This is a genomic window from Microbacterium meiriae, assembly GCF_040702565.1.
In the GTDB taxonomy this organism is placed as follows: domain Bacteria; phylum Actinomycetota; class Actinomycetes; order Actinomycetales; family Microbacteriaceae; genus Microbacterium; species Microbacterium meiriae.
On the sequence record NZ_JBFBLJ010000001.1, the window covers coordinates 1,480,251 to 1,505,282 of the forward strand.

The 25,032-nt window shown below is 68.0% G+C and carries 24 protein-coding genes; 7 read left to right on the forward strand and 17 right to left on the reverse strand.

Features of this window, described 5'->3' with window-relative positions:
- Window positions 1-5: 5 nt before the first annotated feature.
- Together AB0310_RS07170 and AB0310_RS07175 are read right to left on the reverse strand one after the other, a co-directional pair.
- Window positions 6-386, reverse strand: coding sequence for a hypothetical protein (locus tag AB0310_RS07170; RefSeq protein ID WP_268777345.1), 381 nt, complete (start codon window positions 384-386; stop codon window positions 6-8).
- A gap of 387 nt (window positions 387-773) precedes the next feature.
- A complete protein-coding gene (locus AB0310_RS07175) occupies window positions 774-989 on the reverse strand; it encodes an Rv3202a family protein (RefSeq protein ID WP_268777344.1) in 216 nt (71 codons plus the stop codon).
- A gap of 84 nt (window positions 990-1,073) precedes the next feature.
- Between AB0310_RS07175 and AB0310_RS07180 the strand changes: the two genes are divergently transcribed.
- Window positions 1,074-1,937 carry a DUF72 domain-containing protein gene (locus AB0310_RS07180; RefSeq protein ID WP_280564230.1) on the forward strand — a complete coding sequence of 288 codons (864 nt, stop codon included), beginning with the start codon at window positions 1,074-1,076 and terminating at the stop codon, window positions 1,935-1,937.
- A 15-nt stretch (window positions 1,938-1,952) separates the two neighbouring features.
- Here the strand turns inward: AB0310_RS07180 and AB0310_RS07185 are convergent, their stop codons facing one another.
- Entirely contained in the window at window positions 1,953-2,537 is a 585-nt protein-coding gene (locus tag AB0310_RS07185) for an NADPH-dependent FMN reductase (protein ID WP_366236930.1), read from the reverse strand.
- Between the two features lie 125 nt (window positions 2,538-2,662).
- Here AB0310_RS07185 and AB0310_RS07190 point away from each other — a divergent pair, with 125 nt between their 5' ends.
- Window positions 2,663-3,088: a hypothetical protein gene (locus AB0310_RS07190; protein ID WP_366236870.1), complete on the forward strand. Its 426-nt coding sequence runs from the start codon at window positions 2,663-2,665 to the stop codon at window positions 3,086-3,088.
- Window positions 3,089-3,100: 12 nt separating this feature from the next.
- Window positions 3,101-4,792 carry an RNA polymerase recycling motor ATPase HelR gene (gene helR / locus AB0310_RS07195; RefSeq protein ID WP_366236931.1) on the forward strand — a complete coding sequence of 564 codons (1,692 nt, stop codon included), beginning with the start codon at window positions 3,101-3,103 and terminating at the stop codon, window positions 4,790-4,792.
- A 14-nt stretch (window positions 4,793-4,806) separates the two neighbouring features.
- Here helR and AB0310_RS07200 read toward each other — a convergent pair whose 3' ends face one another.
- The 12 genes from AB0310_RS07200 to AB0310_RS07255 form a co-directional block, all read right to left on the reverse strand.
- Window positions 4,807-5,019: a DUF2188 domain-containing protein gene (locus AB0310_RS07200; protein ID WP_187661826.1), complete on the reverse strand. Its 213-nt coding sequence runs from the start codon at window positions 5,017-5,019 to the stop codon at window positions 4,807-4,809.
- Entirely contained in the window at window positions 5,019-5,336 is a 318-nt protein-coding gene (locus tag AB0310_RS07205) for a sugar ABC transporter ATPase (protein WP_187661827.1), read from the reverse strand. The genes AB0310_RS07200 and AB0310_RS07205 overlap by 1 nt, the downstream gene beginning before the upstream one ends.
- 115 nt (window positions 5,337-5,451) lie before the next feature.
- A complete protein-coding gene (locus AB0310_RS07210) occupies window positions 5,452-6,237 on the reverse strand; it encodes an SDR family NAD(P)-dependent oxidoreductase (protein ID WP_366236871.1) in 786 nt (261 codons plus the stop codon).
- 108 nt (window positions 6,238-6,345) lie between these two features.
- Window positions 6,346-7,251 carry a LysR family transcriptional regulator gene (locus tag AB0310_RS07215; RefSeq protein ID WP_366236872.1) on the reverse strand — a complete coding sequence of 302 codons (906 nt, stop codon included), beginning with the start codon at window positions 7,249-7,251 and terminating at the stop codon, window positions 6,346-6,348.
- 59 nt (window positions 7,252-7,310) lie between these two features.
- The gene (locus AB0310_RS07220) at window positions 7,311-7,763 is read right to left on the reverse strand and encodes a DUF6389 family protein (RefSeq protein WP_187661830.1); all 453 of its coding nucleotides are present in this window, start codon (window positions 7,761-7,763) and stop codon (window positions 7,311-7,313) included.
- Window positions 7,760-10,822, reverse strand: coding sequence for a hypothetical protein (locus AB0310_RS07225; RefSeq protein WP_366236873.1), 3,063 nt, complete (start codon window positions 10,820-10,822; stop codon window positions 7,760-7,762). The genes AB0310_RS07220 and AB0310_RS07225 overlap by 4 nt, the downstream gene beginning before the upstream one ends.
- Before the next feature lie 37 nt (window positions 10,823-10,859).
- Window positions 10,860-11,213, reverse strand: a complete 354-nt coding sequence (locus AB0310_RS07230) for a hypothetical protein (protein WP_187661832.1) — start codon at window positions 11,211-11,213, stop codon at window positions 10,860-10,862.
- 162 nt (window positions 11,214-11,375) lie between these two features.
- A complete protein-coding gene (locus tag AB0310_RS07235) occupies window positions 11,376-12,839 on the reverse strand; it encodes a purine-cytosine permease family protein (RefSeq protein ID WP_366236874.1) in 1,464 nt (487 codons plus the stop codon).
- Window positions 12,840-12,908: 69 nt separating this feature from the next.
- Window positions 12,909-14,552 carry an amidohydrolase gene (locus AB0310_RS07240; RefSeq protein ID WP_366236875.1) on the reverse strand — a complete coding sequence of 548 codons (1,644 nt, stop codon included), beginning with the start codon at window positions 14,550-14,552 and terminating at the stop codon, window positions 12,909-12,911.
- A gap of 19 nt (window positions 14,553-14,571) precedes the next feature.
- Window positions 14,572-15,675: a C45 family autoproteolytic acyltransferase/hydrolase gene (locus AB0310_RS07245; protein ID WP_366236876.1), complete on the reverse strand. Its 1,104-nt coding sequence runs from the start codon at window positions 15,673-15,675 to the stop codon at window positions 14,572-14,574.
- On the reverse strand, window positions 15,672-17,393 hold the full coding sequence (locus tag AB0310_RS07250) for an amidase (RefSeq protein ID WP_366236877.1): 1,722 nt from the start codon (window positions 17,391-17,393) through the stop codon (window positions 15,672-15,674). The genes AB0310_RS07245 and AB0310_RS07250 overlap by 4 nt, the downstream gene beginning before the upstream one ends.
- Window positions 17,390-18,433 (reverse strand): agmatine deiminase family protein, encoded by a 1,044-nt coding sequence (locus tag AB0310_RS07255; RefSeq protein ID WP_366236878.1) that lies wholly within the window; start codon window positions 18,431-18,433, stop codon window positions 17,390-17,392. The genes AB0310_RS07250 and AB0310_RS07255 overlap by 4 nt, the downstream gene beginning before the upstream one ends.
- A 72-nt stretch (window positions 18,434-18,505) precedes the next feature.
- On the opposite strand from AB0310_RS07255, the gene AB0310_RS07260 reads away from it, so the two are divergent.
- From AB0310_RS07260 to AB0310_RS07270, 3 genes are all read left to right on the forward strand, one after another.
- Window positions 18,506-19,144, forward strand: coding sequence for a TetR/AcrR family transcriptional regulator (locus AB0310_RS07260; RefSeq protein WP_366236879.1), 639 nt, complete (start codon window positions 18,506-18,508; stop codon window positions 19,142-19,144).
- 580 nt (window positions 19,145-19,724) lie between these two features.
- Complete coding sequence (locus tag AB0310_RS07265) at window positions 19,725-20,381, forward strand: hypothetical protein (RefSeq protein ID WP_366236880.1); 657 nt, start codon at window positions 19,725-19,727, stop codon at window positions 20,379-20,381.
- Window positions 20,382-20,386: 5 nt separating this feature from the next.
- Window positions 20,387-21,076, forward strand: coding sequence for a hypothetical protein (locus tag AB0310_RS07270; RefSeq protein ID WP_366236881.1), 690 nt, complete (start codon window positions 20,387-20,389; stop codon window positions 21,074-21,076).
- Between the two features lie 314 nt (window positions 21,077-21,390).
- Here the strand turns inward: AB0310_RS07270 and AB0310_RS07275 are convergent, their stop codons facing one another.
- Window positions 21,391-22,647, reverse strand: a complete 1,257-nt coding sequence (locus AB0310_RS07275; protein WP_366236882.1) for a hypothetical protein — start codon at window positions 22,645-22,647, stop codon at window positions 21,391-21,393.
- A gap of 370 nt (window positions 22,648-23,017) precedes the next feature.
- Between AB0310_RS07275 and AB0310_RS07280 the strand changes: the two genes are divergently transcribed.
- Window positions 23,018-24,058, forward strand: coding sequence for a nucleotide kinase domain-containing protein (locus tag AB0310_RS07280; protein WP_366236883.1), 1,041 nt, complete (start codon window positions 23,018-23,020; stop codon window positions 24,056-24,058).
- Here the strand turns inward: AB0310_RS07280 and AB0310_RS07285 are convergent.
- Window positions 24,030-25,025, reverse strand: coding sequence for a thymidylate synthase (locus tag AB0310_RS07285; protein ID WP_366236884.1), 996 nt, complete (start codon window positions 25,023-25,025; stop codon window positions 24,030-24,032). The genes AB0310_RS07280 and AB0310_RS07285 overlap by 29 nt on opposite strands.
- Between the last annotated feature and the right edge of the window lie 7 nt (window positions 25,026-25,032).

Genomic DNA, 25,032 nt, shown 5'->3' on the forward strand with positions numbered 1-25,032 from the left:
GGCGGTCACCAGAAGCGTTCGGGCTCCTCCGGCGGGGGCCGATCCGATCCACCCCAGCGATCAGCCTCGGCCTTGGCCGCGTTGACCGCCGCGTCCGCGCCCCGCAGAGCGATGCCCGCGCCGCTGGCTGAGGGCCCGATGGGGTCGAGGAGCAGCGACGTCCGCGGAGCGACGCCCACCGCCACCGTGCAGTCGAGGACGCGACCGATCCAGTGCGTCACCTCGGCCCGCGGCTCCTCGGCGCGACGGTAGCGGATACCGGTATCGAGGTCGAGCAGCGAGAGGACGACCGGCTCCTCCGTCTGCGGGTCGACGAGTTCGGAGACCTCGACCCGGTGCCCGACCGGGAGCGCGACCTGACCGGCGAAGACGAGCATCCTGTCCATGCCCCCACCCTACGGAACGGCTCGCATCGGCGACAGGGATCGGAGCCGCGCAGAATTTTCGAAGAAATCTTTGTCCCCCAAATGGCGGACAAGGAGATTAAGGGATATCCTGCTCTCGTAGCGGGGGCTACCGGCTGAATCTCTGGGGGATCAGCCGTAGAGACAGCGAGACTTCGCCGCCTCCCCAACCGTCCGGGTAGGACGGTGAGCCCTCTCGGCAGCACCGAGTTGGGGCGGTCCCGTCGAGAGGGCATACCCCGCGGCTAGCCGCCGTCACGCCGAGCGTCAACCCCGGCGAACGCGCGCGCCCGTCGGACTACCGTCGTGCACCATGACGCCTCTCCGCAGTCTCCGACGCCAGACCGGCGCGCACACCGCCGGAGGCGGTCAGTCGTCGGCGGGTTCGTCGAGGCCGTCCTCGTCCAGGGGCACCTCGATCCGCTGCTCCGCGGCATCCGCGGGATCCGCCTCGATGGGGTGCGGCTCCGGCGCCGACGGGGTCGGCACTTCCGGGTCCTCGGGAGTCTCCGCGGCGAGACGCTCCTGCTCCTGCAGGTCGGCTTCGGGCTTCACATCGTCGATCGGATGGTCATTCAGGGACATGGCTTCTCCTCCTTCGGCGTGGATGCCTCCAGCTTGCCGACGTCGGACGACAGCGGCAAGGGGCTTGACCCGACGGAGGCGGCGATGACGCGGAGGGGCGGTGGAGGCCGAGTCCGCATAGGGGTCTCCGGATGGCGGTACGCCCGATGGCGCGGCGACTTCTACCCTCGTGGCCTGCCGCAGCGACGAGAGCTCGAACACATCGGGTCGCTGTTCCCCACGGTGGAGCTCAATGGTTCGTTCTACTCCCTGCAGCGGCCGGACAGCTACCGGCGGTGGGCGGCGAGCGTTCCCGAGGACTTCGTGTTCGCGGTCAAGGGCTCGCGCTACGTCAGTCACATGCTCCGGCTGCGGAACGTCGAGCAGGCGCTGGCGAACTTCTTCGCGTCGGGGGTCCTCGCCCTCGGTCCCCGCCTCGGACCGATCCTCTGGCAGCTCCCCGAGCGTCAGCGCTTCGACGCCGAGCTCCTGGAGTCGTTCCTCGACACCCTTCCCCGGACGACGGCGGAGGCCCTCGCGCTCGCTCGACGTCATGACGAGCGGCTGCAGGACCGGGCGTGGCTGGAGATCGATGCCGACCGCCCACTCCGGTACGCCCTCGAACCGCGTTCCGACTCGTTCGCCGATCCGTCGAGCCTGCGTCTTCTGCAGGAGCACGGCACCTCCCTCGTCGTCGCCGACACCGCCGGGAAGTGGCCTCGCTTCGACGCCCTCACCGCGGACCTCGTCTACGTCCGACTCCACGGTGCGCAGATGCTCTATCACAGCGGGTACACGGACGCGGAGCTGCGGGAGTGGGCGGCCCTCATCCGCGGATGGGCGGACGGCTCAGGAGCCGACGACGGGAAGCCGCGCGACGTCTACGTGTACTTCGACAACGACGCCCGCGGGCACGCGCCCCATGACGCCATGGCCTTGAGCACCCTCGTCGCGGACATGCCCTCCTGACGCGACGAGCACGGCCTACCGATCGCCGACGTGACCCGGCGCGGTGAGCGACAGGACCCGCTCGACGAACGCCGCGTACTCCTCCATGTAGTGCGCGAGGAACTTCTCGGTGTCGGCGTCGTGCACCGTGCCGTCGGCACCGAACACCTCGGGCCGGAACGTGATGTACGCCTCCGGGGCGTTCAGCTGCGGCGCGTTGAGGAAGCTCAGCACGCTCCGCATCGACGACTGCATGACAGCGGTGCCGATCGCCCCGGTCGAGGCGCCGATGATGCCGGTGGGCTTCCGCGCGAAGGAGTTGTGCCCCCACGGCCGCGAACCCCAGTCGATGGCGTTCTTCAGCGCACCGGGGATGGAGCGGTTGTACTCCGGCGACACGAGAAGCAGACCGTCCGCCCCCTCGACGGCAGTCTTGAACGCGGTGACCGCGGCGACGGGTTCGAGCTCGTCGTCGCGGTTGTAGAGCGGAAGGTCCCGGATGGGAATCTCCACGAGCTCGAGGTCCGGCGGGGCGAGCCGCACGAGCGCCGTGGCGAGGACGCGGTTGATCGAGTCCGATGCGAGGCTGCCGATGAGGTAGCCGATCCGATGGGTAATGATGAGGTCCCCTCGTCTCCCTGCACTTCCAGGATATCGCCGGGGTGGGGGCTTGCCACAAGGCCCCCCTCGCGAGGCAGAATCGACGGCTCGTGTGCCCCCGCCCGCTCTCGCGAAGGAGACCTCCGGTGCTCGACCCCTTCACCCTGCCCGACGACCACGCGGCGAAATCCGCGGATACCCTCATCGCCGTCGATCGTGCCCACCTCCGGCGTCTCGGCGCCGCGCTGTCCCGGGAGCGGGACGCCCTGACCGCTCGTCTCGCCCTCGTCCGTCGGCAGGCCGCGGACGCGGGTGTGACGGCGGTCGACCGCGACCTCGAGATCCGACGGCTCAGTGCGACCCTGCGCCTGCGGGAGCGCTTCGACATCGACATGTGCCTCGGGCGAATGACCCCTGCGGAGGGCCCGCCGGTGTACATCGGGCGCGCTGGGGTGTCCGACGCGGACGGCACCCGTCTGCTGGTCGACTGGCGGGCTCCGGCAGCCGAACCGTACTTCGCGGCGACCTGGGAGGACCCCCGGGGGCTCATCTCCCGGCGACGGTACCGATAGAACGCAGGCCGGATAACGGACTACTGGGACGAGGCCCTGTCGCCGGAGGGTCTCGACGGTGCGGCATCCCTCGACGATCAGTCCGCGTTCCTCGCGAGCCTGGAGGCGCACCGCACCGGGCGGATGCGGGACGTGCTGGCGACGATCCAGGCGGATCAGGACGCCATCGTTCGTGCCCCCTCCCCCGGCGCTCTCGTGGTGGACGGCGGGCCCGGCACCGGGAAGACGGTGGTCGCGCTGCACCGGGCGGCGCACCTCCTGTACGCCGAGCCGCGGCTGACGAACGGCGCCGGCGGCATGCTCCTCGTGGGTCCGAACCCGCAGTACCTCGGCTATGTGGAGGACGTGCTGCCGAGTCTCGGCGAGGACACGGTGCGGTTGTGCACCCTGCGCGATCTCACACCCGAGGGCGCGGGCGCGGTCGCAGAGCCGGACCCCCGCGTGGCCGAGCTGAAGCAGGGCCTCGACCCGGACCAGGTGATCGAGGCGGCGGTCGCCCTCCTGACCCGGCCGCCGAGGCACGCGCTCCGCATCGAGACGCCGTGGGCCGATCTGTGGATCAGCCGAGACGACTGGGGCGAGCTGTTCGCCGCGGCCGATCCCGCTTCCCCGCACAACGAGGCCCGCGACGAGGTCCGGGAGGAGCTGCTGGAACTGCTCGTCGACCAGGTGCGCGACGAGGATGTCCCGGAGTCCTCGATCCGCCGGTGGCTGCGGCAGGACGACGAGCTCGCCGGGACCTTCGTACGGGCGTGGCCGCTGCTGGCGCCGGAAGCGGTGGTCGCCGCGCTCTGGGCGTCCCCGACGCTGCTCGCGCAGTGCGCCCCCGACCTCGCGCCCGAGGAGCTCGCCCTGCTGCACCGTGCCGAGGGGGCGCCCTGGACCGATCCCGATCTTCCCCTCCTCGACGCCGCGCACCGCCGGATCGGCGATCCCGAGGTCGTCCGCGAGCAGCACCGTCGGCAGGGCGCGGCGGCCGCGGCGCAGGAGCAGATGTCGGCGGTGGTCGAGCACCTCGTCGCGAGCGACGACAGCGAGATCAAGGTGATGTCGATCCTGCGAGGTCAGGATGCGCGCAACGTTCTCGCCGGAGCGGACGTGCCTCCCCCGCTCCCGCCGGACGAACTCGCCGGCCCCTTCGGTCACATCGTCGTCGACGAGGCCCAGGAGCTGACCGATGCGCAGTGGCGCATGCTGATCGCACGGTGCCCCTCCCGCAGCTTCACCGTCGTGGGCGACAGGGCCCAGGCGCGGAGGGAGTTCACCGAGTCGTGGTCCGCCCGCCTCGAACGTCTCGGCCTGCGGAACGTGCGGGTCTCCTCGCTCCGGGTGAACTACCGCACTCCGGCCGAGGTCATGGCGCTGGCCGCACCGACGATCCGCGAGGCTCTGCCCGACGCGAACGTCCCGACCTCCGTGCGGGAGAGCGGCATCCCGGTCCGCTACGGCGCGGTGGCCGAGCGCGACGCGGTGCTGGACACGTGGGCAGCGGCGAACCCGGAGGGTGTCGCCGCCGTCATCGGCGACGAGAGTGCCGTGCCGCGGCCCCGGGTCCGCGCGCTGACGCCGGAGGAAGCGAAAGGGCTGGAGTTCGACCTCGTGGTCCTCGTGCGCCCGGAGGCCTTCGGCTCCGGGCGCACGGGGGCGGTCGACCGCTATGTGGCGATGACCCGCACGACGCGCGAACTCGTCATCCTCCGCTGAGGGACCGTCCGGTCTCAGACGTCGTCCGGGTCGCCGCCGTCGGTGATCGTGCCGGTCGGCTCGCTCTCCTCGACCTCATGGCGGGCGCCGTGCTCGGAGGCGAGCGCTTCACCCTCCTCGATCGCCTCATCGCGGCTGGTGTAGCTGCGGGAGAGCTCCGGCGCGCCCTCCACCTCGTTGACCCACTGGCCGTTCTTCGAGCGGGTGACGATCGACGTGATGGCCATCAGACGTCCCCCGGTCCCAGGTCGCCCTGGCCTTCTTCGCCGAGATCGGCGAGGACCGGATCCTCCCCTTGGCTCTCCGGCTGCGGCGCGGAACCCGGCAGGTCCGCCGCCGGCACCTGGTCGTCGGGGTCCGGGATCTCGTCCGGATCACGGCCCGTCGCGGTGGTCGCGTCCAACTCCTCCGGCGTCGCACCCTCGTCGAGGGCTTCCGTGCGCTCCCATTCCGCCTGAGCGGGATCGTTGCTCGGGTCGGCCTCGGTGGTCGCGTCGCCGTCGCGCAGCGGCTGACCGCCGACGTCGTCGGGTGTCGATTCCATGTCTCCTCCTTCGATCGGGCTGGCCCCAGTCTTCCCGCCGGAGCCGCTGTCATCGAGGGGCTTGAGGAGACCTCGCCGAGCAGCTAGGTTCCCGGAGCGTCGGGAGAGGGCGGGTTCAGTTGCGCCCGGCCATCACGCCGCCGTCCGCGTCCCAGACCGCTCCGGTCACCCAGCCGGCCCGGTCGGACAGCAGGAACGCGGCGACCTCCGCGATGTCCTCCGGGGTCCCCACGCAGCCCAGGGGGTGGAAGGCGTCGAAGCTCGACACCACCTCGTCGACCTCGTCCTTCGGGATGAAGCCTTCGTAGATGGGGGTGCGCACGACCGCCGGGGCGATCGCGTTCACGCGGATGCCGTGCGACGCCAGCTCCATCCCCAGGTGCTGCGTGAGCGAGTGCAGGCCGGCTTTGGCCATCGAGTACGCCGACGAGGGGGTCGCGGCGATGGCCTGGCGCGCCCACATGGAACCGAGGGTGACGACGGCTCCGCCGCGGCCCTGCACGACCATGCCGGAGACCACCGTCTGGGTGACGAAGAAGGTCGCCCGGTTGAGGTCCAGATACGCGTCGTAGTCGGCTTCGGTGTGCTCGAGGAACGGCTTCGGCGCGAAGACGCCTGCCGCGTTGACGAGGAGGTCGGCGTCGGCGTGCTCCGCGGCGAGGCGGGCGCGGAGCGCTGCCACACTCGCGGGGTCCGTCAGGTCCGCCTGCACAGTGATGGCGTCGATGCCGTGGCTGACGAGAGACGCCCGCGCCGCCTCCAGCTTCTCCCCGCGCCGGCCGACGAGGACGACGGTCGCGCCCTCCCGTCCGATCCGCTCGGCGATGGCGAGACCCATCCCGCTCGTGCCCCCGATCACGATCGCGGTGCGTCCGGTGAATTCCCTGTCGAGCTCGGCCATTGTGTGGCTCCTCTCCGTCATGGACGGCGGGTGCCGTCTCGTCTCCACGCTACGAAGCGAGAGCCCGCCGCAGTAGACGAGCGCGCATGATGGAGTGATAACGACTGCTTATGACCGGACGGCGGCGGGATCCAGCGAGAGCGCGGCGGTGAGCTCGGCCAGGTCGTCGGCGAGCGGGGAGGAGGGATCCCAGACGGCCTCGTAGAAGATCTCCACGTCCATGCCGCGTTCACGCAGCGGGCGGTGCGGCGCGTCCGGGGACGCGAGCTTCGATCGCGGGATCACCGCCGTGCCGAGGCCGAGCTTGGCCCACTCCTCGAGCACACGGTAGGTCGCGGCCTCGCCGTCGTAGGCGCTCAGCGGAACGTCGTTCGCAGCGAAGAGATCGGTGGTGAAGGTCGTCAGCCCGCACGTGTCCGGCATCAGGATCAGGGGTGCGTCCGTCAGGTCGCTGAGCTCCACGGGGCCGTCCGGCGACGGCTCCTGGTCGACGACGACCACGGGCTCCGCATCGACGATACGGTGCCGGAACCGCGGCATGGGGGCGACGGACGGCACGAGGATGAGGTCGAGCTCGCCGGCGGAGAGCTCGCGCCGCAGGTCGGCGACGTTCGCCTCGCGGAGGACGAGCTGCCGCGGCGCCGGAGAAGCGGGAAGTGCACACACGGCCGTGTAGGCACGAGCGACGATGGCCGGGTTCATGAGCGGGGAGACGCCGACCCGCACCCGTGCCTCGGCCGACCGGTTCCAGCGCGCGGCCTCGGCGGCCACCTGGTCCACGGCGAGGAGCGCGCGGTCGATGACCGGGAGCAGATGCGCACCGAAGGCCGTCGGGACGACTCCGCGGGGCGAGCGCTCGAACAGGCGCTCTCCCAGACGATCCTCGAGCTTGGAGATACCGGTCGAGAGAGCGGGCTGCGTCACGCCGTAGGCACGCGCGGCGGCACCGAAGGAGTGGGTCTCCGAGACGGCCTGGGCATAGCGGAGGGCTTCGACGCTCACGCGGTCACTCATAGCCCGACGTTATCACCGCGCGACGGGCGGTCGGGCCGTTCGCGGCAACCCGCGCGCGGTCAGGCGTAGCCGAGGTCCGGCGCTCCGACCCAGAAGAGGCCCTCCTTCGCGTCCGCGGGGAGGAGGCCTTCGATCCACTCGGCGACGATGACGAGGACGGCTTCCTCCAGGCGATCCCGCGTCCACCGGCGCGGGCGCGAGGGTACCGCGGGCTCCCAGCCGTCCGCGGTCCACTCGACCCCGAACAGATGGCGCTGCTCGTCGAGACGTCGGTCCAGCGCGAAGGCGTCAGCCCCCTCGAACCGCGCCCAGACGTCGAACGGGCCCTCGCCGTCCTGGTCGACGAAGACGTCGATGAGGATCGCCTCCACACCGTTCTCCGCCTCGACGGCGGCGCGGTGCAGGTCCCCCAGGGCGGCGGCGACGCGCTCGCTCTCCGTGTCGAGCACGGTGCGCAGGGCACGGGCGTACGATTCCGCATCATCCCCGCGCGCTCCGGGCTCAGCGCTCATCGCTCCGGCTCCGTCTCGGTGTCGAGGTTCCTGCCCACGGCGATCTCGCGGATCGCCGACGCGAGCGCGTCCCTCGACCGTCCGTGCGGGAAGGGGCCGGCTGCGAAGTCCAGCAAGCTGCGGCCGTCGGGGAGAGCCGGCGTCGCGGGGTCGACATCGCCGTGCACGAGGAGGGTCCGCACCAGCGGCGCCAGCGCGGTCTCCTCCATGTCGCGATCCAGCAGCTGCACGAACGGATGACCCTCCGGGAGCGTCGCGACGGGTGTCGGGCCCGGGATCGCGCCCTTCTCGAGGAGGCGTCGCAGTACCGGCTCGTCCTCCGCGTCCAGCGTGGGGTTGGCGAAGAGGACGTTGACCGGGCTCAGGAACGACAGGGAGGAGGACGCGTCGAGGCGCTGGTCCAAGAGCCAGAGCGCGAGTTCGCGGCGGCGGTCGGCATGCGGGTTGCTGAGCGCGGCGTCGAGGAGGAACCGGTATCCCGGAGCATCGACGACGACGTCGAGGAGATCGTTGAGCGTGCCCGTGAGTGCGAGATCGGGGAACACCCCGAGGCCCGCGTAGACCTGCTCGATCTCCTCCCGCTCGGGCACCCGATCGAAGACGAAGCTCGCGTACGGCGCATCCAGCAGGGTCGGCGGCCCCATGCGGTCCCCCATCCGCAGCGCCCACTGGAGCTGCGGCACCCCCAGGGCTTCGGCGTAAATGGTCTCCAGGGGGTTCGTCGTGTCCACGTCGTCCGGGTCGAGGGCAGAGCGCACCCGTCGCAGCATCCCTTCCGAGGCGCGCCAGTCGACGTCATCCCGCCAGAACACGGCGTGCACGGCGGGCAGGGTCGTCGCGCCGGGGAGGAGGCCGCCGGTCTCAGCGGGGCCAGGGGCCGAAGCCTCGCGATGCACGACTGGGAAGAACCCTCCCTGGTCTCGGTCCACCACGAGCGACAGCAGGTCGTCGGGCACCCCGCCGAACAGGGCAAGCTGTTCCTCGAAGGTGGGCTCGGGTCGCGCGGCGGCGTCGGGACCCGTCGGATGCGACAGGAGGAGGCCGCGCCCGTCGTGGGTGAAGTGCCACGTCCAGAAGTGGTCGCCGGTGCGGAAGCCGCCGCGCATCGCATCGGGGACGAGGGATGCGCCCGCGAGCGGCGGGCCGTTCCACGGCACGGGTTCGGACGCGGGGGCGCCACCCACGAGGGCGGAGACGTCGGAGATGATCCGGGAGCGGATGCGGAGCTCCCAGGGACTGCTCCCCCGCGCGAGGTCGAGCACGGCGTCCGGTCGCGCGATGACGATGATGACTTCGGGGTCGTCGCCGTACGAGGGGTCGGGTGTCCCGGCGACGACAGCCACCGCGTGGCCGTTCACCCACCAGAGCGGCGCGGTGAGCAGTCCGGTGGCGCGCATGACACGGGTGAGCGGGCTGCGGCGATCGATTCCGGTCTTCTCGTTGCGGGCGTGGATCTCCCCCGCCGCTCCCCACCGTTCGCCCATGATGCGGATGAGGTCGTCTGCCCAGGCCTGGAGTGCATCGACCGTCCAGCGCTCCCCCGAGGCGAGCACGACGCGGAGCGCCCGACCGTGGTCGTCGCGGAGCCCGCGTCCGCCGATCTCGAACGTCCGATCCGCCCAGTCGGCGTCCTCCGGCGAGCGCTCCCACCACGCTCTGGTGACGCGCTCGATGTCCGCCACGAGGTCGTGATGGTCGCCGCTCGTCGGTACCGCGTAGCCGAGGCGGTCCGTGTCGGACGGGCGGTCCTGCTCCGGGTACGGGCACGCGGCGAAGACCTGCTCGAACCAGGCGCGCCGCTCGTCGCCCTCCCGGGACATCTCGTCGAGGGTGAGCGCGCCTCCGAGGCGATACGGCTGCCGCACCGCGGCGCCGAAACCGAAGTCGTCCATGCCGAAGTCGTTGCGGCGGCCGATCTCCATGAGCGAGGGCGAGACGCACCAGTGCGCTCCGTCGAACCACACCGCGCCGGTGATGACCGGCACAGGTTCGTCGCCGAGCATGCGGAACTCCAGGTCGTGCTCCGCGACCGCGCCGCGGGCGTCCTCGCCACGGGCGGCGATGAGGGCACGGAGGTCGTCCGGCACCCTGTCGAGCATGCGCGCGGCCAGAATCAGCCACGCCTCCGCCAGATCCGCTTCCCGTTCGGAGGAGTCCACGACGTCCGCCGCCTCGCCACCGTGCTGCTGCGCCACCTCGGCGAGGAACTGCGCCGGCGCTTCGTCCGCGAACGTCGACGTCGGGTCCTGGATGAGGACGAGGATGCGGCCGTCGTCCGTGAACGTCCAGACCGTCGTCACCCCGCTGCGAGACTGCAGGCTGAAGCGGGACGCCGGGGTGTCGACGTCGCGCAGCCGCACCTCCCCGGCGCCGAACAGTGTGCTCAGCAGCCAGGCGCGGCGCCGCAGCTCGAGCGGATGCTCGCCGTTCATGAGGAGGTCGTTGTGCATGTCCTCCTCGGGCAGGAGCGCGCTGAGGCTGCCGACGGCGTACTCCCGCGGCAGCACGACCATCGCCTGGCGCAGCATGCTCTGCCGCGGTTCGGCGTCCCAGTTCGTGACCAGCACGCAGTACAGATCGCCGCGGTCCCACATCTCCGCCTCCGGGATGCCGACCGAGACGAGGACGACGTCGAGGATGCCCTCCGGATCCTGGTTCTCCCCCACGAGCGACGGCTTGCGCACCATCGGCGCGCCCCACGCTTCGTGCAGCGTCCGGCGCACGCCCTCCGTCCACTCCTCCGCGTAGGCGGCGAATCCGCCCTCAGGGACCACGAGGTCCGCGGGCGGGTTCGGCTGCAGCGACTCGTCGGCGTCGGGGTCGTAGCCGCCGAGCGGGAGCAGCCAGACCCCCTGCGACTCCTCGACCTCCACCCCCTCGAACGTGAAGGCCTCCCGCGTCTCTCCCGCGAGCAGGTGGGCGACAAGCCGGTCGAGGAACCCGGGGACCTCTTCCCTGCCGAACGGCGGTGTGTAGTACGGGAGGTCCTCCTCCGTCTCGTCGCTCGTGTCCGCGTCGTCCCTGCCGGTGTCGTCGACCATGCCCCACCCCGTCGTCATCGAAACAGCCTTGGGACGAGCATACGGACGCGTGGCGTCAGGCGTCCTCGGAGTCGATGAGCTCGAGGAGCTTCCGCAGCTCGTCCCTGATCTCCGTGTGGTCGTACTGCCCGGCGCGGCTCTCACCCGAGATCACGCCGGAGCGACGGACCTTCTGGAAGTCGCCGAAGGGAAAGCTGTACGCCTTCTTCGTCTCGGGGTTCTCGCTCTTGTCGATGCCGAGGTGCCAGTGGGAGAACTCCGTCCATCCGTGCTCGTCGATGAAGCGGTTCTCGTCCTCTGCGCTCGGCGCTGCCTCGGACCAGTCGTCGCGTTCATCCCGCACGACCTTGCCGTCGCGGACGAGGGAACGCGCGAGCTTCAGCGCCGGTCGGTTCAGTTCGATAGCCATGGGGGAACGCTAGGACGCGGAGTGACGGTGCTGTACCCCCTTGACGGGGGATGCAGGAGGCCCGGAGACTCGTGCGGGTCTCCGGGCCTTCTCGGTCGGGCTGCTGGCACTACGTGATCTGGCGCGGGTGGCCGAAGAGAGCAACCGCGGAGACCCCCGGTCTCAGCCGCCGATCTGCGTGCGCACCGTCCGTCCTGCGAGCACGGCGTACAGGCCGATCGAGACCAGGAGTCCGATCGGCACCGAGAGGTCGAGCCCGCCCAGCGCCGCGCCGAGCGGGCCGGTCCACACCGTCGTCGACAGGAACATCGCGGTGGCGAAGCCACCGGCGACCACGGAGACGAGACCCGGGATGCCGAAGCCGCGGGTATACCAGAACCTACCGCCGGAACGTTCGTCGAACAGGTCGGTCCCGGAGTAGCGGTTGCGGCGCAGGACGATGTCGGCGACGTAGACGCCCATCGTGGGCACGGAGATGATCAGCAGGAACTGCAGCATCAGGTTGACGGCGCTGATCAGGTCGGATGCGACGACGAGCACGATCGTGAACGCGCAGCCGAGCGCACCGATGAGGATCGCGGAGGGGATGCGGCGGATCGGCACGCCGATCGACTGCAGTGCCATGCTGGCCGTGTAGGTCGTCATGCCGTTGAGCGAGATGCAGTTCACCAGGACGCCGAGCACGAACAGCGGGGCGAGCCAGACCGGCAGCTTCTCGAGCAGGGAGTACTCGATGCCGTTCGCGAGACTGTCGGGCCCGATGGAACCGCCCAGCACGACGCCGAAGGCGGTGATGAGCACCGCGGGGAAGAGCTGTCCCAGCGCGGTCGCGCCGATGATGCCGGACGCTGTGGTGTCGCGTGGCAGATAACGGGCCATGTCGGCGCTGTTGCTGAACGACAGCGGCGACGATGCCATCAGCGCGAACGTGATCGTGACGCTCACCCACAGCGGCAGCCCGCTGAGCGGCTCGGGCTGCGCGAACCCCCAATCCAGCGCGGGGGCGATGAAGCCGATGACGAGTGCGAAGATCACGAACAGCCCGATCGAGATCGCCAGGTAGGCCTTCAGGATGAGGGCGTGACCGTACACGGCGACGATCACGGTGATCGTCGAGACCACGACCGCCACCAGGATCGATGCCGCGATCGGATCGGGGAAGCCCCACCGCACGAGCAGTTCGCCGCCGATGAACGACGCCGCCACCCAGTTCAGCGCGAGGAAGACCCCCGAGATGAACCAGCCGTAGAACGCGATGACGATCTTGTTGCCGTGGATGCCGTAGATCGCACGCTGGACCACTGAGCCGGACGTGCCGGCTGCCGGTCCGGAGATGGCGACGATGCCCGGCAGCAGAGCGAGCACGCTCGACGCCAGAATCACGAGCAGCGCCTGCCAGATCTCCAGGCCGAGCACGAGCGTCATCGACGCGCCGACCGTGATGTTCAGCACGCTGACGCCCGGTGCGCTCCAGACGAAGAACAGATCGCGCGCTCTCCCGTGCCGTTGGGCGTCGTCGATGAGTTCGATGCCTCGGGTCTCGGGGGTGTTCGCGGAGTCGATGAACTCGGACTCGGATCCGGGCGCGACGGCACCAGGAGCGGGGATGGCGGATGTGTCGGACATGACGGTCCTTCCAGGACGGGCACCCACCTGCGTCAGTGCAGGGGGCGTTCGGGATTCAGGAGCGGAAGCTCATGGGCGCCGGTAGGCGACCTCGCCGTGCACGAGGGTGAGCAGCACGGCGCCGGTGAGCAGGTCGTCGGTCGGCGCGGACAGCGGGTCGATGTCCAGCACGGCGACGTTCGCGAAGAAACCGGGCGCGATCCGGCCGTAGGCGTCGTCGATCGCGCCGACGTAGGCCGCGCCGGACGTCGCCGCCGCGACTGCCTGCGCGGCGGTGAACGCGCGCTCGGGGTGGTACGGCGGCAGCGTGCGGTCGATCGAGGATCGCCCGGACATCGCGATGAACAGGTTGTGCAGCGCCTCGTGGGGTGCGGTGGGGGCGTCGGTGCCCAGCGCGACGGGAACGTCGACGTCGCGGAACCAGTTCCACGGGAAGCCGTCGTGAGCGCGCTGATCACCGAGCATCGCCATCCAGTTGTCCAGGATGGCGGGGTCGCAGTGCACCGGCTGCATGGAGGCGGCGATGCCGTGCGCGCGCATCCGTGCGACCGTCTCGGGCGCGACCGACTCCAGATGCTCGATGCGCGGCCGGCGGCCGGTGCCGGTGCCGTTCTCGCGCTCACAGGCCTCGACGAGGTCGACGGCGAGTGCGCTCGCCGCGTCTCCGATCGCGTGCATCGCGAGCTGCAGGCCGGCGCGGTCGGCGGCGATCGCGACCGGCGTCGCAGCCTCGCGGCTCCAGATCGGGTCGGCGTTCGAGCCGTCGGCATACGGACGCACCATCGCGGCGGTGCACGCGTCGATCACGCCGTCGAGGATGAACTTCACCCCGACGACCTTCAGCCACGGCGTGCCCGTGGCTGCGAGTTCGTCGCGCAGCTGCACCGCACGCTCGACCTGCGCGAGATCGGCGGCCGGGTCGCCGGTGGAGCTCAGCCACCAGTGCGCGGTGACCGGGAACGGCAGCCGACCGTCGCGGTCGAGCCGACGCCGCAGCGCCGCGATCGACTGCTCTGTCATCCCCATGTCGGCGGCGCCGGTCACGCCGGCCGCCAGGTACGCGCTGAAGGCGAGGTCGAGGTGGCGGTCGACCTCCTCCTCGGTCCGGATGCCGTCGAGATACTCCGCCAGCAGATCCATGGCCGCGGTCTCGAGCAGGAACCCGGTCGCCTCTCCGTCCTCGTCCCGCACGACCTGGCCGCCGATCGGGTCGACGGTATCGCGGTCGATGCCTGCTGCGCGCAGCGCGGCTGTGTTCACCCAGGTGCTGTGCAGGTCGTTCGCATCGAGGAAGACCGGGATGTCGTCGATCACTTCGTCGATCATCGCCGCGGTCGGCTGGGTGACGCCATCAGGCAGCGCGTCGAACAGCCAGCTGACACCCTCGATGATCGTCGCGTCCGGGTTAATCGCCCGTGCCTCGAGCAGCCGCTGCTGGATCTGTGCCACCGAGGTGCAGTCGCGGAGTTGCACCTTGCCCTGCGCGTGGCCGAACATCGCCAGGTGCGCGTGCGCCTCGATGACACCGGGCATCACGAAGGCCCCGTCAAGGTCCACGACCGCGGCACCCTCTCCTGCCGCGGAGCGGACCTCCGTCTCCGTGCCGACAGCGAGGATGCGATCGCCGCGCACGGCGAACGCGGACTGCACCGGAGCATCCGCGAGCCCGTCGAAGACGATGGCGTTGCGATAGACGGTGGCGGTGTCGGTCATGGTGGTCCCTTCGATCGGGTCAGATCGCGAGCGTCAGATGCGGGCGGGTGGCGGTTTCAGCCGGAGTGCCGTCGAGCACGTCGGCTCGACGACCGGCGGGGTCGAGCACGACGGTGGCCAGGCTGGCCCACCGCTGTCCCATCGGAAGCGCGAGGTCGGGTACGCAGGTCACCGGAGGCTCGCCGTCGCCGGTCACGAGCATCGCGCGCAGCTGCTCGGCATCCGTCGGTGCGCCGGCCGACAGCAGTCGGCCCCGCAGGAAGTCCCAGCGCTGACCGGAGTCGGGCTGGTACAGCCAGGTCTTCTCGTGCGCCGCTGGTTCTTCGGTGAGGAAGTGATTCGTGCGCAGCCAGGTGCCCTCGGTGATCGCGGGCGCGGAGAACACGCCTTCGGGGCTGATGTCGAGCAGCACGGCGTCGCCCGCGGCGTCGAAGAGCGCGAACGAGCCGGAGCTCGTGACCGGCGCCTCGCGCACCAGTTCGACGGCGTGCGCGACACTGGAGGCCTCCTCGAGCACGAGAGCGGCGAGCACATGCATCGGGATGCCCTCGGGCCGGTCGGACCGATGCCCCAGGATGTTGAAGTGCAGCGCGACGCCGGCGCTGTTCACGCCGATCTTGCCGAGGATGCCGCATTCGGTGAGCCCGGCATAGTCGTGGACACCGCCGCGAGAGATGATCGTGTGCCAGTACGGCGCGATCTCCATGTGCCAGTCCCACGTCTGCACGCCGAGGGTGCGCGCGCGGCCGTCCGCATCGCGGATCGAGCGCACGATGGTCGAGCACTCTCCTGGCGGTACGGCGACGCTGCGGGACAGGATCTCCGTGCGGCCGTTCAATGCTGCGACGCGCCAGATCTCGACGTCCGCACCGGCGGCGATGCCCTCGATCTGCGCGCGCAGCGCCGGACGGTGGGCGTCGACCGCGTCGAGGAGCCGCTCGGCGTCGTCGCGCACGGTCTTCTCGTCGACGGCGCCGAGGCGGAAGAGCCGATCATACGCGGCGATCGTGCCGGACAGAGTCGCGCGCAGCTGCATGCCTCGCTCGGCGCCGCGCCGGAGCGGATCCGCGGCATCGGCCGTGATCTGCAGGCGCCGCTCCGGGCGCGGGAAGGGCGACGTCACGAGAGTTCCTCTCCGGGAAGAGCGGGAGTGCGCGGCGGCGCGGTGCGGCGATCGCCGGTCGCCTCGAACGCGGCGGCGAGGCGCAGCAGGGCGGTGTCGTCCCAGCCGCGGCCCGCGATGGTCAGACCCACCGGCATCCCGATGTCTGCCATCGTGCCCATCGGCACCGTGACGGTCGGGATGCCGAGATGACGGATCGCGAGATTGCCGTTCGCGACCCACACGCCGTTGCGCCACCCCGCGTCGGCGGATGCCGGGTTCACGTCCATGTCGGCGGGGCCGACGTCGGCGACGGCGGGGAAGATCACGGCGTCGAGGCCGAGCGCGTCCATCCACTCCTCGAGGTCGACGCGGCGGGTCTCCTCGAGCCCGCGCACACCCTCCTCGAGATGCGGGATGTCGGTGAATAAGGCGTACGGGCGCTCGCGGACGAGGGCCGGATACCCGGCGATCTCGTCATCGAAGCCGGTGTAGCGATCCGGGAGGGCACCTCTCGGATGCGGGAAGATGCGCGCGCCGTCGACAAGTTCGAGCCGATCGAGCGCGGGGTCGCCGTTCGCGCGCAGGAAGTCGTCCCACGCCCAGGCGGAGAGATCCTCGATCTCGGAGCGCAGGAACCCCTCGGACACCAGTCCCCTGGTGCTCACGGTCGGCGCACCGGCGCGGTCGCCCTCGTAGTTGGTGACGACCGGGAAGTCGACGTCGACCACGTCGGCGCCGGCCTCTTCGAGGTCTCGGCGTGCCTGCTCCCAGAGGTCGATGACGGACGCCCGGGTGACGATGCGCTGTCCGGTCGCGCCTCCGATGGTGGTGCCGGTGCCGGCATCCGGATCGGCATTGACATACATGCGCGGCACCCCAAAGCGGCGGCCGGCGAGAGCGGAACGAGGGTCGGCCGCGGCGAGGTCTCGGTACGACGACGGACGCACCTCGGATGCGGCAGGAATACGCACCCACGGCTGGGCGCGCCAGAAGTCGCCGCGGACGTCGGCGTCGTCGGCGACGATCACGTCGAGCACCTCGAAGAGATCGGCCATCGTACGGGTATGCGGCACCACGACGTCCATCGTGGGCACCAGCGGCCAGTTGCCGCGCACCGAGATGACGCCACGGCTGGGCGTGTATGCGCAGAGGGCGTTGTTCGACGCCGGCGCCCGACCGCTCGACCAGGTCTCCTCGCCGAGGCCGAAGGCAGCGAAGCTCGCGGCGGTCGCGGTGCCCGATCCGTTCGAGGAGCCGGATCCGAATGCGCTGGTCAGCCAGTCGGCGCTGTACGGACTCTCCGCCCGTCCGTACACACCGCGCTGCATCCCGCCGTTCGCCATCGGCGGCATGTTGGTCAGGCCGAGGCAGATCGCCCCGCCGGCCCTGAGCCGTTCGATCGTGAACGCGTCCCGCTGCGCGACCAGATCCGCGAACGCCGGGGAACCGCATGCCGCGGTGAGCCCTGCGACGAGGTAGCTGTCCTTGGCCGTGTACGGGATGCCGTCCAGCGGGCCGAGCAAGTGCCGGGCCGCCCTGCGGGCATCGGACGCCGCTGCTTCGGCGAGGGCGTCGGGGTTGCGGACGACGACCGCGTTGAGCGCGGTCTCGGTGCCGGGTGCGTCGTACGCGTCGATACGGGTGAGATAAGCCTGCACCAGCGCGACGCTCGTAGCCGCACCGGTCTCGAGCGCTCGCCGCAGGTCCGCGATGGATGCTTCGACCACGTCGATCATGCGGGCACCTCGCTCGTGGCCGGCTGCTGCTGGGTGATGCAGTGGATGCCGCCGCCGCGCGCGAAGATCGGGCGCGCGTCGACGGTCACGATCTGTCGCCCGGGGTACGCGGCTCCGAGGATGTCCCGCGCACGGGCATCGGCGGCGTCCTCGCCGAACCCGCAGGCGATCACGGCGTCGTTCACCACGAGGTGGTTGATGTAGCTCCAGTCCACGTAGCCCTCGTCGTCGCGGAGGGTCTCGGGGGCCGGGACGTCGATGATCTCGAGCGGGCGGCCCGCGGCATCCGTCTGATCCTGCAGGAACGCCTTCAGCTCCCGCGTGACGACGTGGTCGGGGTGTCCCGCGTCGTCCTGGCGGTGCAGCAGCACCCGGCCCGGAGCGGCGAACGCGGCGACGATGTCGACGTGCCCGTTGGTGCCGAACTCGTCGTAGTCACGCGTGAGGCCTCGCGGCAGCCAGATGGCTGTGGTCGCGCCGATCGTGCGTGCGAGTTCGGCTTCGACGCGGCCTCTGTCGGCGTAGGGGTTGCGGTTCGGGTCGAGCTGCACGGTCTCGGTGAGCAGCACCGTGCCCTCGCCGTCGACGTGGATGCCGCCGCCCTCGTTCACGAGCACCGAACTGATGTGCTCGGCTCCGACGTGTGCGGCGACGATGCGCGCGACGCCGGCCGACACCTGCCACTCGGCCCACGCGGGCGCACCCCAGCCGTTGAAGATCCAGTCGACCGCGCCGAGGGAGCCCGGCCGGTCGTCGTCGAGGACGAAGGTCGGGCCGAAATCGCGCATCCAGAACTCGTCCAGCGGCGACTCGACGATCTCAACGGCCGAGCCGAGCATGTCCCGCGCCCGCGCCATCTCGGTCGGGTCCACGACCATCGTGACCGGTTCGAACTCGGCGATCGCCAGCGCGACGTCGGTCCACGCGCGGTACGCCGTGTCGCGCCAGGCAGCACCGTCGCCCAGGGTGACGCCCACGCGCGGAAACGCCATCCAGGTGCGTTCGTGCCGTTCGCCCTCGTGCGGCATCCGCCAGCCCATGTCATCTCCTTTGCCGACAACGGCTTGTTGGTCGCATGGCCAATACAGGAATGTTCCTACACTGGAGGCACCATGTCAACACCCGATACGCGTCCCCGAACCAGGAAAACGCCGGAGCAGCGCGCCGGCGAGATCTACGACGCCGCGATCGCGATCGCCAGGGAGAAGGGACTGTCCGCGCTGACGCTGCGGGCGGTCGCCGGCAGGGCAGGGGTGGCGCCGGGGCTCGTCTCGCACTACGCATCGAGCATGGACGAGTTGGTCGCGCGCACCTTCCGCGAGCTGACGGCATCCGAACTGGACGACGTCCGCACCCAGGCCGAGACCGAGAGCGAGCCGGCGGCACGGATGGCACGGATGATCTCCACGGTCCTCAGCAGCGGCCACGACGACATCACGCTCGTGTGGGTGGACGCCTGGTCCCTCGGCCGCGGCAGCGCAGCGCTGTCGGTGACCATCGACGAGCAGATGAGCGCCTGGCAGTCGTTCATCGCGCAGCTCATCGAGGAGGGCCGGCGCTCCGGCGTGTTCCGCACGGATGACACGGATGCCGTGGCCTGGCAGATCCTCGCCATGATCGACGGCATCGCAGCACATGCGCTCACCCGCCGTACCGACGCCGCGCTGTTCGCCGCCCGGTTGGCACAGGCCTGCGAGACTCTGGTCGGCGCGGCCCCGGGGAAGATCGCGGAGCACCTTCCCACGCGCTGACGGTCGCGGAGGGCCGCATAAGGCGTGCCCTCTTCGTGCCCTCGGCGATCCCGGGAAGGCAGAAGGGCCGGAACCTCTTGCGAGATTCCGGCCCTCAAATGGTCGGGCTGACAGGATTTGAACCTGCGACCCCTTGACCCCCAGGTAGACGGTTCAGCCCAGATCCTTGATTTTCCGGGGTTCTCTGCCCCTCAAACGGTCCCATTTCACGTCATGGATTGCATGGTTTGCATGCATCAGGTCCCGGCCAGGTCCCGGCTCTTGGTAGCTTTCGACAGATCCGTCAGGGGTTTATGTGGGGTTTATAAGAGGCTCAACAGGTGCCTCCCCCACCATCAGGTACGACTCGAATCACGAGCTCGGGGACACCGCGTTGCACGACATGCACGCGCGAATCGATGGGACCCTGGGCGAAGACGGAGCGACAGACTCGGTCGAAGCCTACGCCGCCCCTCGGACGTCACGACACGATCTCGGGAACGATGGTTCAGCGTTCACAAGAAAACTTATGAACCTGTTCGCAAGAAAAGTTGTAGACTAGTTCGCAGGAAAAGTTGTAGATCGGATGAGAGGTCGGACGGTGAAGAAGAATGAGCTGGTGTGGCGCGAGCTCGTTGATGCTGCTGTCATGGGCGCGCAACGCCGATGGGACAACGTCGATGACCTCGCTTTTCGCGCGGGCGTTGCCTCCACGACTGCCTCCTACGCGCTACGCCGACTGATCGAAATCGGGGCCATCCAGCAGCACCACGCAGGCTTCACCGTCGTGAACCCGGAGAAGGTGCTCACTCTGTTCTGTGCTGCACGCAGCATCATGACCGACACCCACGCAGCGCTGACGTTGGATAGCAACGATCTTCACCACCTTCTTGACTCGCTCCCCGACCACGGTGTGATCCTCGGCGGTGCCGCCGCAGCGGTGAGCTTGCTTGGCGGAGTAAACACCGTGTCTGACTACTCCGAACATGTGCTCTACCTCCGAGACAGCCTGGCGGCCTCGGCCATAGACGACATGTTGTCGCGCATGGACGTTGATCGCCACACCGGGTACGGTCGCGACCGCGGCAACGTTACGCTCCTGCGTGCAGACCCTCGAGCTGCACGCACCTGGCCAGACCACACCCCCTTCGCGCAGACCTATGCGGACCTGTTCGCCACTCCCGGATGGCAAGCCTCTGAGTTCCGGTTAGCGCTCAACGAGAAATTCATAGCTAAACGCGATTGGGACCAGGAGTAGCCGCGATGATTCTGACCGAAGACGAACTCGGACGCGTTCAAGGATTGCTCGACCACCTCGGCTACGACCTGGAACCATCGATCCTCATCGGCGGATGGGCCACACAGATGCGAGTCGGCGGCGACGTCAGCCGCGATATCGACCTCATCATCATGGATCCCCAGATCCGTCAGAAACTCAGGGACGTTCTGCCCGACTACAGCGAGAACACCATCCACAGCGGCGGACGCAAGGGGCGCGGCACCAAAGACGGCGTGCACGTCGATGCCTACATCCCCGGGGAATCAGCGCTGGGCACCAAACTGCGACTTAAAGTCGAGAAGCTCATCGCTCACACGGAACCCGCACCGGTAAAGGGATGGCGACTGCTCAACATCCACGCCCACACCGCAACCAAGATCGCCGCGCTCCTCGACCGCCCAGACACAGAGAAAGGCGAGAAAGACGCCCGGGAGATCGACCGGCTCCTACAAAACGGTGCAGCGCCAGTCGAAACCATCGCCGTACTACTCAACGCCACTGGCGGAGAACCCGATCAGATACCTCGCTACATCGCAGAAGCATTCGAATTGATGCCGACGCTGGCATCAGTCAACAAACAGCGGCGACGTCAACTCGCACACGAACGCCGCATCTGGGTAGACGAGGTCGAGCACCAACTACGCGGCCTCCGCCCCACCAACGAACGCGATTGACAATCCCGCCCCGCCTCCATCAGGGGCTGTCAATACCTTCACAAAAAGTGACGGTATTGACCTCGTAACTGCATACACACGGCGGTGACCTGTAGAGGGTTGGGCAAACACTGGATCTGCGCTCATAGCGAGATCGTTCTCGTTCCTAAAGCGCCCGCTGGAAGCCGCCGCAGAGGGGCGCTAGGGCGTCCCCTGCCTCAGGCACAGCAACATCCTTCCAGGCCCGCCCTCCCAGGCAAGCCAGATCAGATGTCACCTATCCGTGCAGCAGACCCATCTGTGCCGCAGCGATTCAAGGTGGCATCGACCAGGAACTAGCGACGTCGCTTTGCCATGCGGGCTTGCTCTTTCGGCGAGATCGCCCTGTTTCCGCGTTTGAACGCGTGAAGCGCGAAGGATGGGTACCACACTCCATCAGACACGACGAAGTCCTCCGCATTCGTGACTTCAAGCGCTCGGTAGACATCCGGCGGAAGCCCAAGGTCGGCGAAGGAGACTTGAGATACGGCCGACAAGTGGCGAATCCCGTCGAGCAAGCCCTCCGAGATGAGTCGACGAGTCTTCACGTCAGAGTGTGGCTGCACACGCTCGTTGGCAACGTGGTCCAGCCTTCTCACGCTGGGCAACATCTTGAAACGCTCCCACAAGCCCACATACTCCGGCCCAGTGCCGCTCAACGTTAGTAGTACACCGCCAGGCACAAGAGACCTTGCCAAGACTTCAAGATCAGCCTCAAGCTGATCCATCATCGACGAGTTTGTGAGAAAGTTCGCCACCACGATCAAGTCATAAGCGGACGGCGGCGCATGAGCAGCAGCCTCGGCGTCGTAATCCACATCGTCGCCGAAGTAGAGATCCAAAGGCTCCTGCTCGACCAGTTGGTTTTTCACGCGCTCTCGCTCCTGCGTATGCAGAAACATCGGGTCGAACCCTACGAGGTTGTCGTATGTCGTCGCAAACAGGTTCACGGCTGATGCACGATTACCGGCCGCCATCATGGTCTCCGAAAGCCTATGAACCAGCGGCCCCCAAGCACTACCGCGATCAATGGTGCTGGCTTCAACCGAGATTGAGCTCGTAAATCCATCGTCGCGCTCTCCAGCCCACCGCCCCAGCGCATGGTAGTAGTGCGTCGCGGCATATGTCGCGGGCGCTGGCCCCGAGCCCACCTCAAGGACTCGCAGAGATCTACCCGGTCGCGCAATCGGAAGGACACCCAGACGGAACAACGTGTGGAGGGACTCCACGACCCGATGGTATCGGTCAGCCTGATGCCACAGCAGGTAGGCCAGTGTCGACCCAACATCGTTGAAGTCCAGCGCGTCACATCGCGAGAGTGTCGGTTCGAGAGCCTCGACGACTTCACTGGCTTGACCAATGCCAGAAACAAGGTCCTTGAATACGGTCAAGACCGACGAAGTGAAGTCCTCTGACTGAACACGCCGCATCGATCCGGGCGCGCTCGAATCCTCATCCCATTGATCGAATGACCGGCGCTGCCACTTGGCCGCGGTGAGGCGTGCGTAGTCGGATGGAGCACCCGGGAGCTCAACCTCTGATCGTTCTTCCATCGGCGCTAGCTTAACCTTGGGAGAGACTCCTCTGCTGATCTAGGTCGCTTCTATGTTGCGCGAACAGTGATTCACGCCTACCGACCAGGACGGACAAACAGACTGCGCGAGACGACGCATCCGATTGAGATAGGCAAGGAGCATGTTCAGCTGTCCCCTGAACCGGTTCCGGGAGGGTGCCGTATCTATGCGGCGAAGACACACGGTCTCCCTCCACCCTTCTCCGGAACCCAGCCCGTAGCATGGGACTTGACGGCATCGGCCGCGCGCCCGGAGCGTACAACCTTGTAACGTTCGGACGCGTGTGGCGATCTGGGTCTAGGCGGCGGGAGGCGCGATGAGATCGATACGCGTCGGATCACGCACCCTGGTGGCCAGCGACGTACTGCGAAGCTACTGGCACGTTGCGACTGAGCGGCAGCGGATCTACCACCGACGGCTCGCCGGTGACGACGGCCCCTGGTCCAAAGACACGATTCTCAGCACCCACCGCTTCACCAACGCCTATAGAGCAGCCGATCGAGTCTCCCAAGAGCTTATCCGTCTTCAGTACGAGGGCTCACAGGAAGCAGAAGACCTGCTATTGAGGACGCTGCTGTTTCGCTTCTTCAACAAACCCGATACGTGGAACCTAATCGAAGGAGCACTCGGGAACGTTTCGATGGACGAATTCGATATTCCCGTGGTCGATAAGGTCCTGGAACAAGCGATGTCGAGGGGTGAGCGTGTTTACTCGCCCGCATACATCATTCCGCCGCCACCATTTGGCGCTCGCCGCAAGCATCTGAACCATTTGCGCCTCATAGAACACATGTTGGCGTCGGGAGCTGCGGATGAGATCGCCGGAGCACGGAGCCTGCAGGAGGTATACGAGATTCTCCTGAGCTATCCCTCACTGGGTCCATTCCTGGCGTTCCAGTTGACTATCGATGTGAATTATTCTTCGCTCGTCGACTTTGACGAGAACGAGTTCGTTGTGGCCGGTCCCGGAGCGCGGAGCGGTGTCGCTAAGTGTTTCGTAGATACTGATGGTCTCTCTGCCGAGGATGTGATCCGTTGGATGGTGGATCACCAGGAGGATGAGTTCGGTCGGTATGGTTTTGATTTTCAGGACCTGTTCGGCCGCTCTTTGGCGTTAATCGATTGCCAGAATCTGTTCTGCGAGACGGATAAGTATGCGAGGGTGGCGCATCCAGACGCCTCCGGCGTGGGGGCGAGGACGCGCATCAAGCAGAAGTACACGCCCACACACTCCCAGCTCGCGACACCCTTCTTCCCGCCCAAGTGGGGAATCAACGCTGCGGTTCGCACTTCTGCCTCGGGCCCACTTCGTGACGAAACCTTCGAGATGCGGTCTTCGTCAGTGGCGACACAGCCGAGTGCTAGTGGTCTTGTGCTTGCGGGCGGCTGAGAAACTCTCTGGCCGCACTGGCAACATCGCTGTCGCCCAGTACTTGCAGGCGAGTCTCAAGTTCTTGCACAGGTGTTCCGCGCTTGAACGCCCAGAAGATGTCGATCGCACGAATGTAGGCGAGCAGTAGCGGATCCTGAAGGCGTACATCGAGTTCACTGAGATCAGCCCCTGCGCGGAGCTGCGCTTCGAGCTCCATCCAGTGGTTATGTGCGGTCATAGCGTCTTGCCACTCAGTGTCATAGCGGTAGCTGTCGTCACTTCTGGCGAGAGTGTTACTGCGGGAGGTGCTAGATAGGACGGCGCGGGCTCGGTCAAGATGATCGTCATAGAGGTGTAGCGAGGAGGTGAAGAACGTCATGGTTCCGACGCTGACGTGAAGCCAGCGAGCCAGCATCTCCTGGAGCACACTCCACTCAAAGGCGTTGATGGCCGAGAAGCCGAACCAGAGATCTGTACTCCGTGCCACGACGTTGAGGTGGAGCTGACCGTCACGAATGAGAAAGTGCAGCCAGTTGTTGCAAGGTATATCTGCGCTGTCCTGATAGTCGAGCGCAGGGTCAAACAGAGTGATCACGGCGCGCCTGGTGTCAGCGGATTTCTCGAGAAGATCCTTCACTGCGGTGATCTGGTCGACGCCGTGCCAGTTACGAAGTCGAGGACCGTACCCTGCTCGCCAGGTGATGCCCTCGTCGTCGGAATACTGAGGTGCACGTTTGAGGTATGGCGTGAGGTAGGCGAGGTCGTTTCGTCCCGCGATTACCCACATCGTTTCGGCGATCGCGGCGAAGGGGTTGTTGTTTCGCCCAGGGGTATGGAGGAACCTTTCCGTCGGACGCTTGATGGCGATGGACTGCGCAGCGAGCTCGGTGGTTCCACCGTTGCGGCTTGCGACAGATGTGCCTTCGTCGAGCAGGAGCTGGAGCATGCCGGTGAAGGCATCGTCGATGGAGGTGAAATTTGGCATGGTCGCG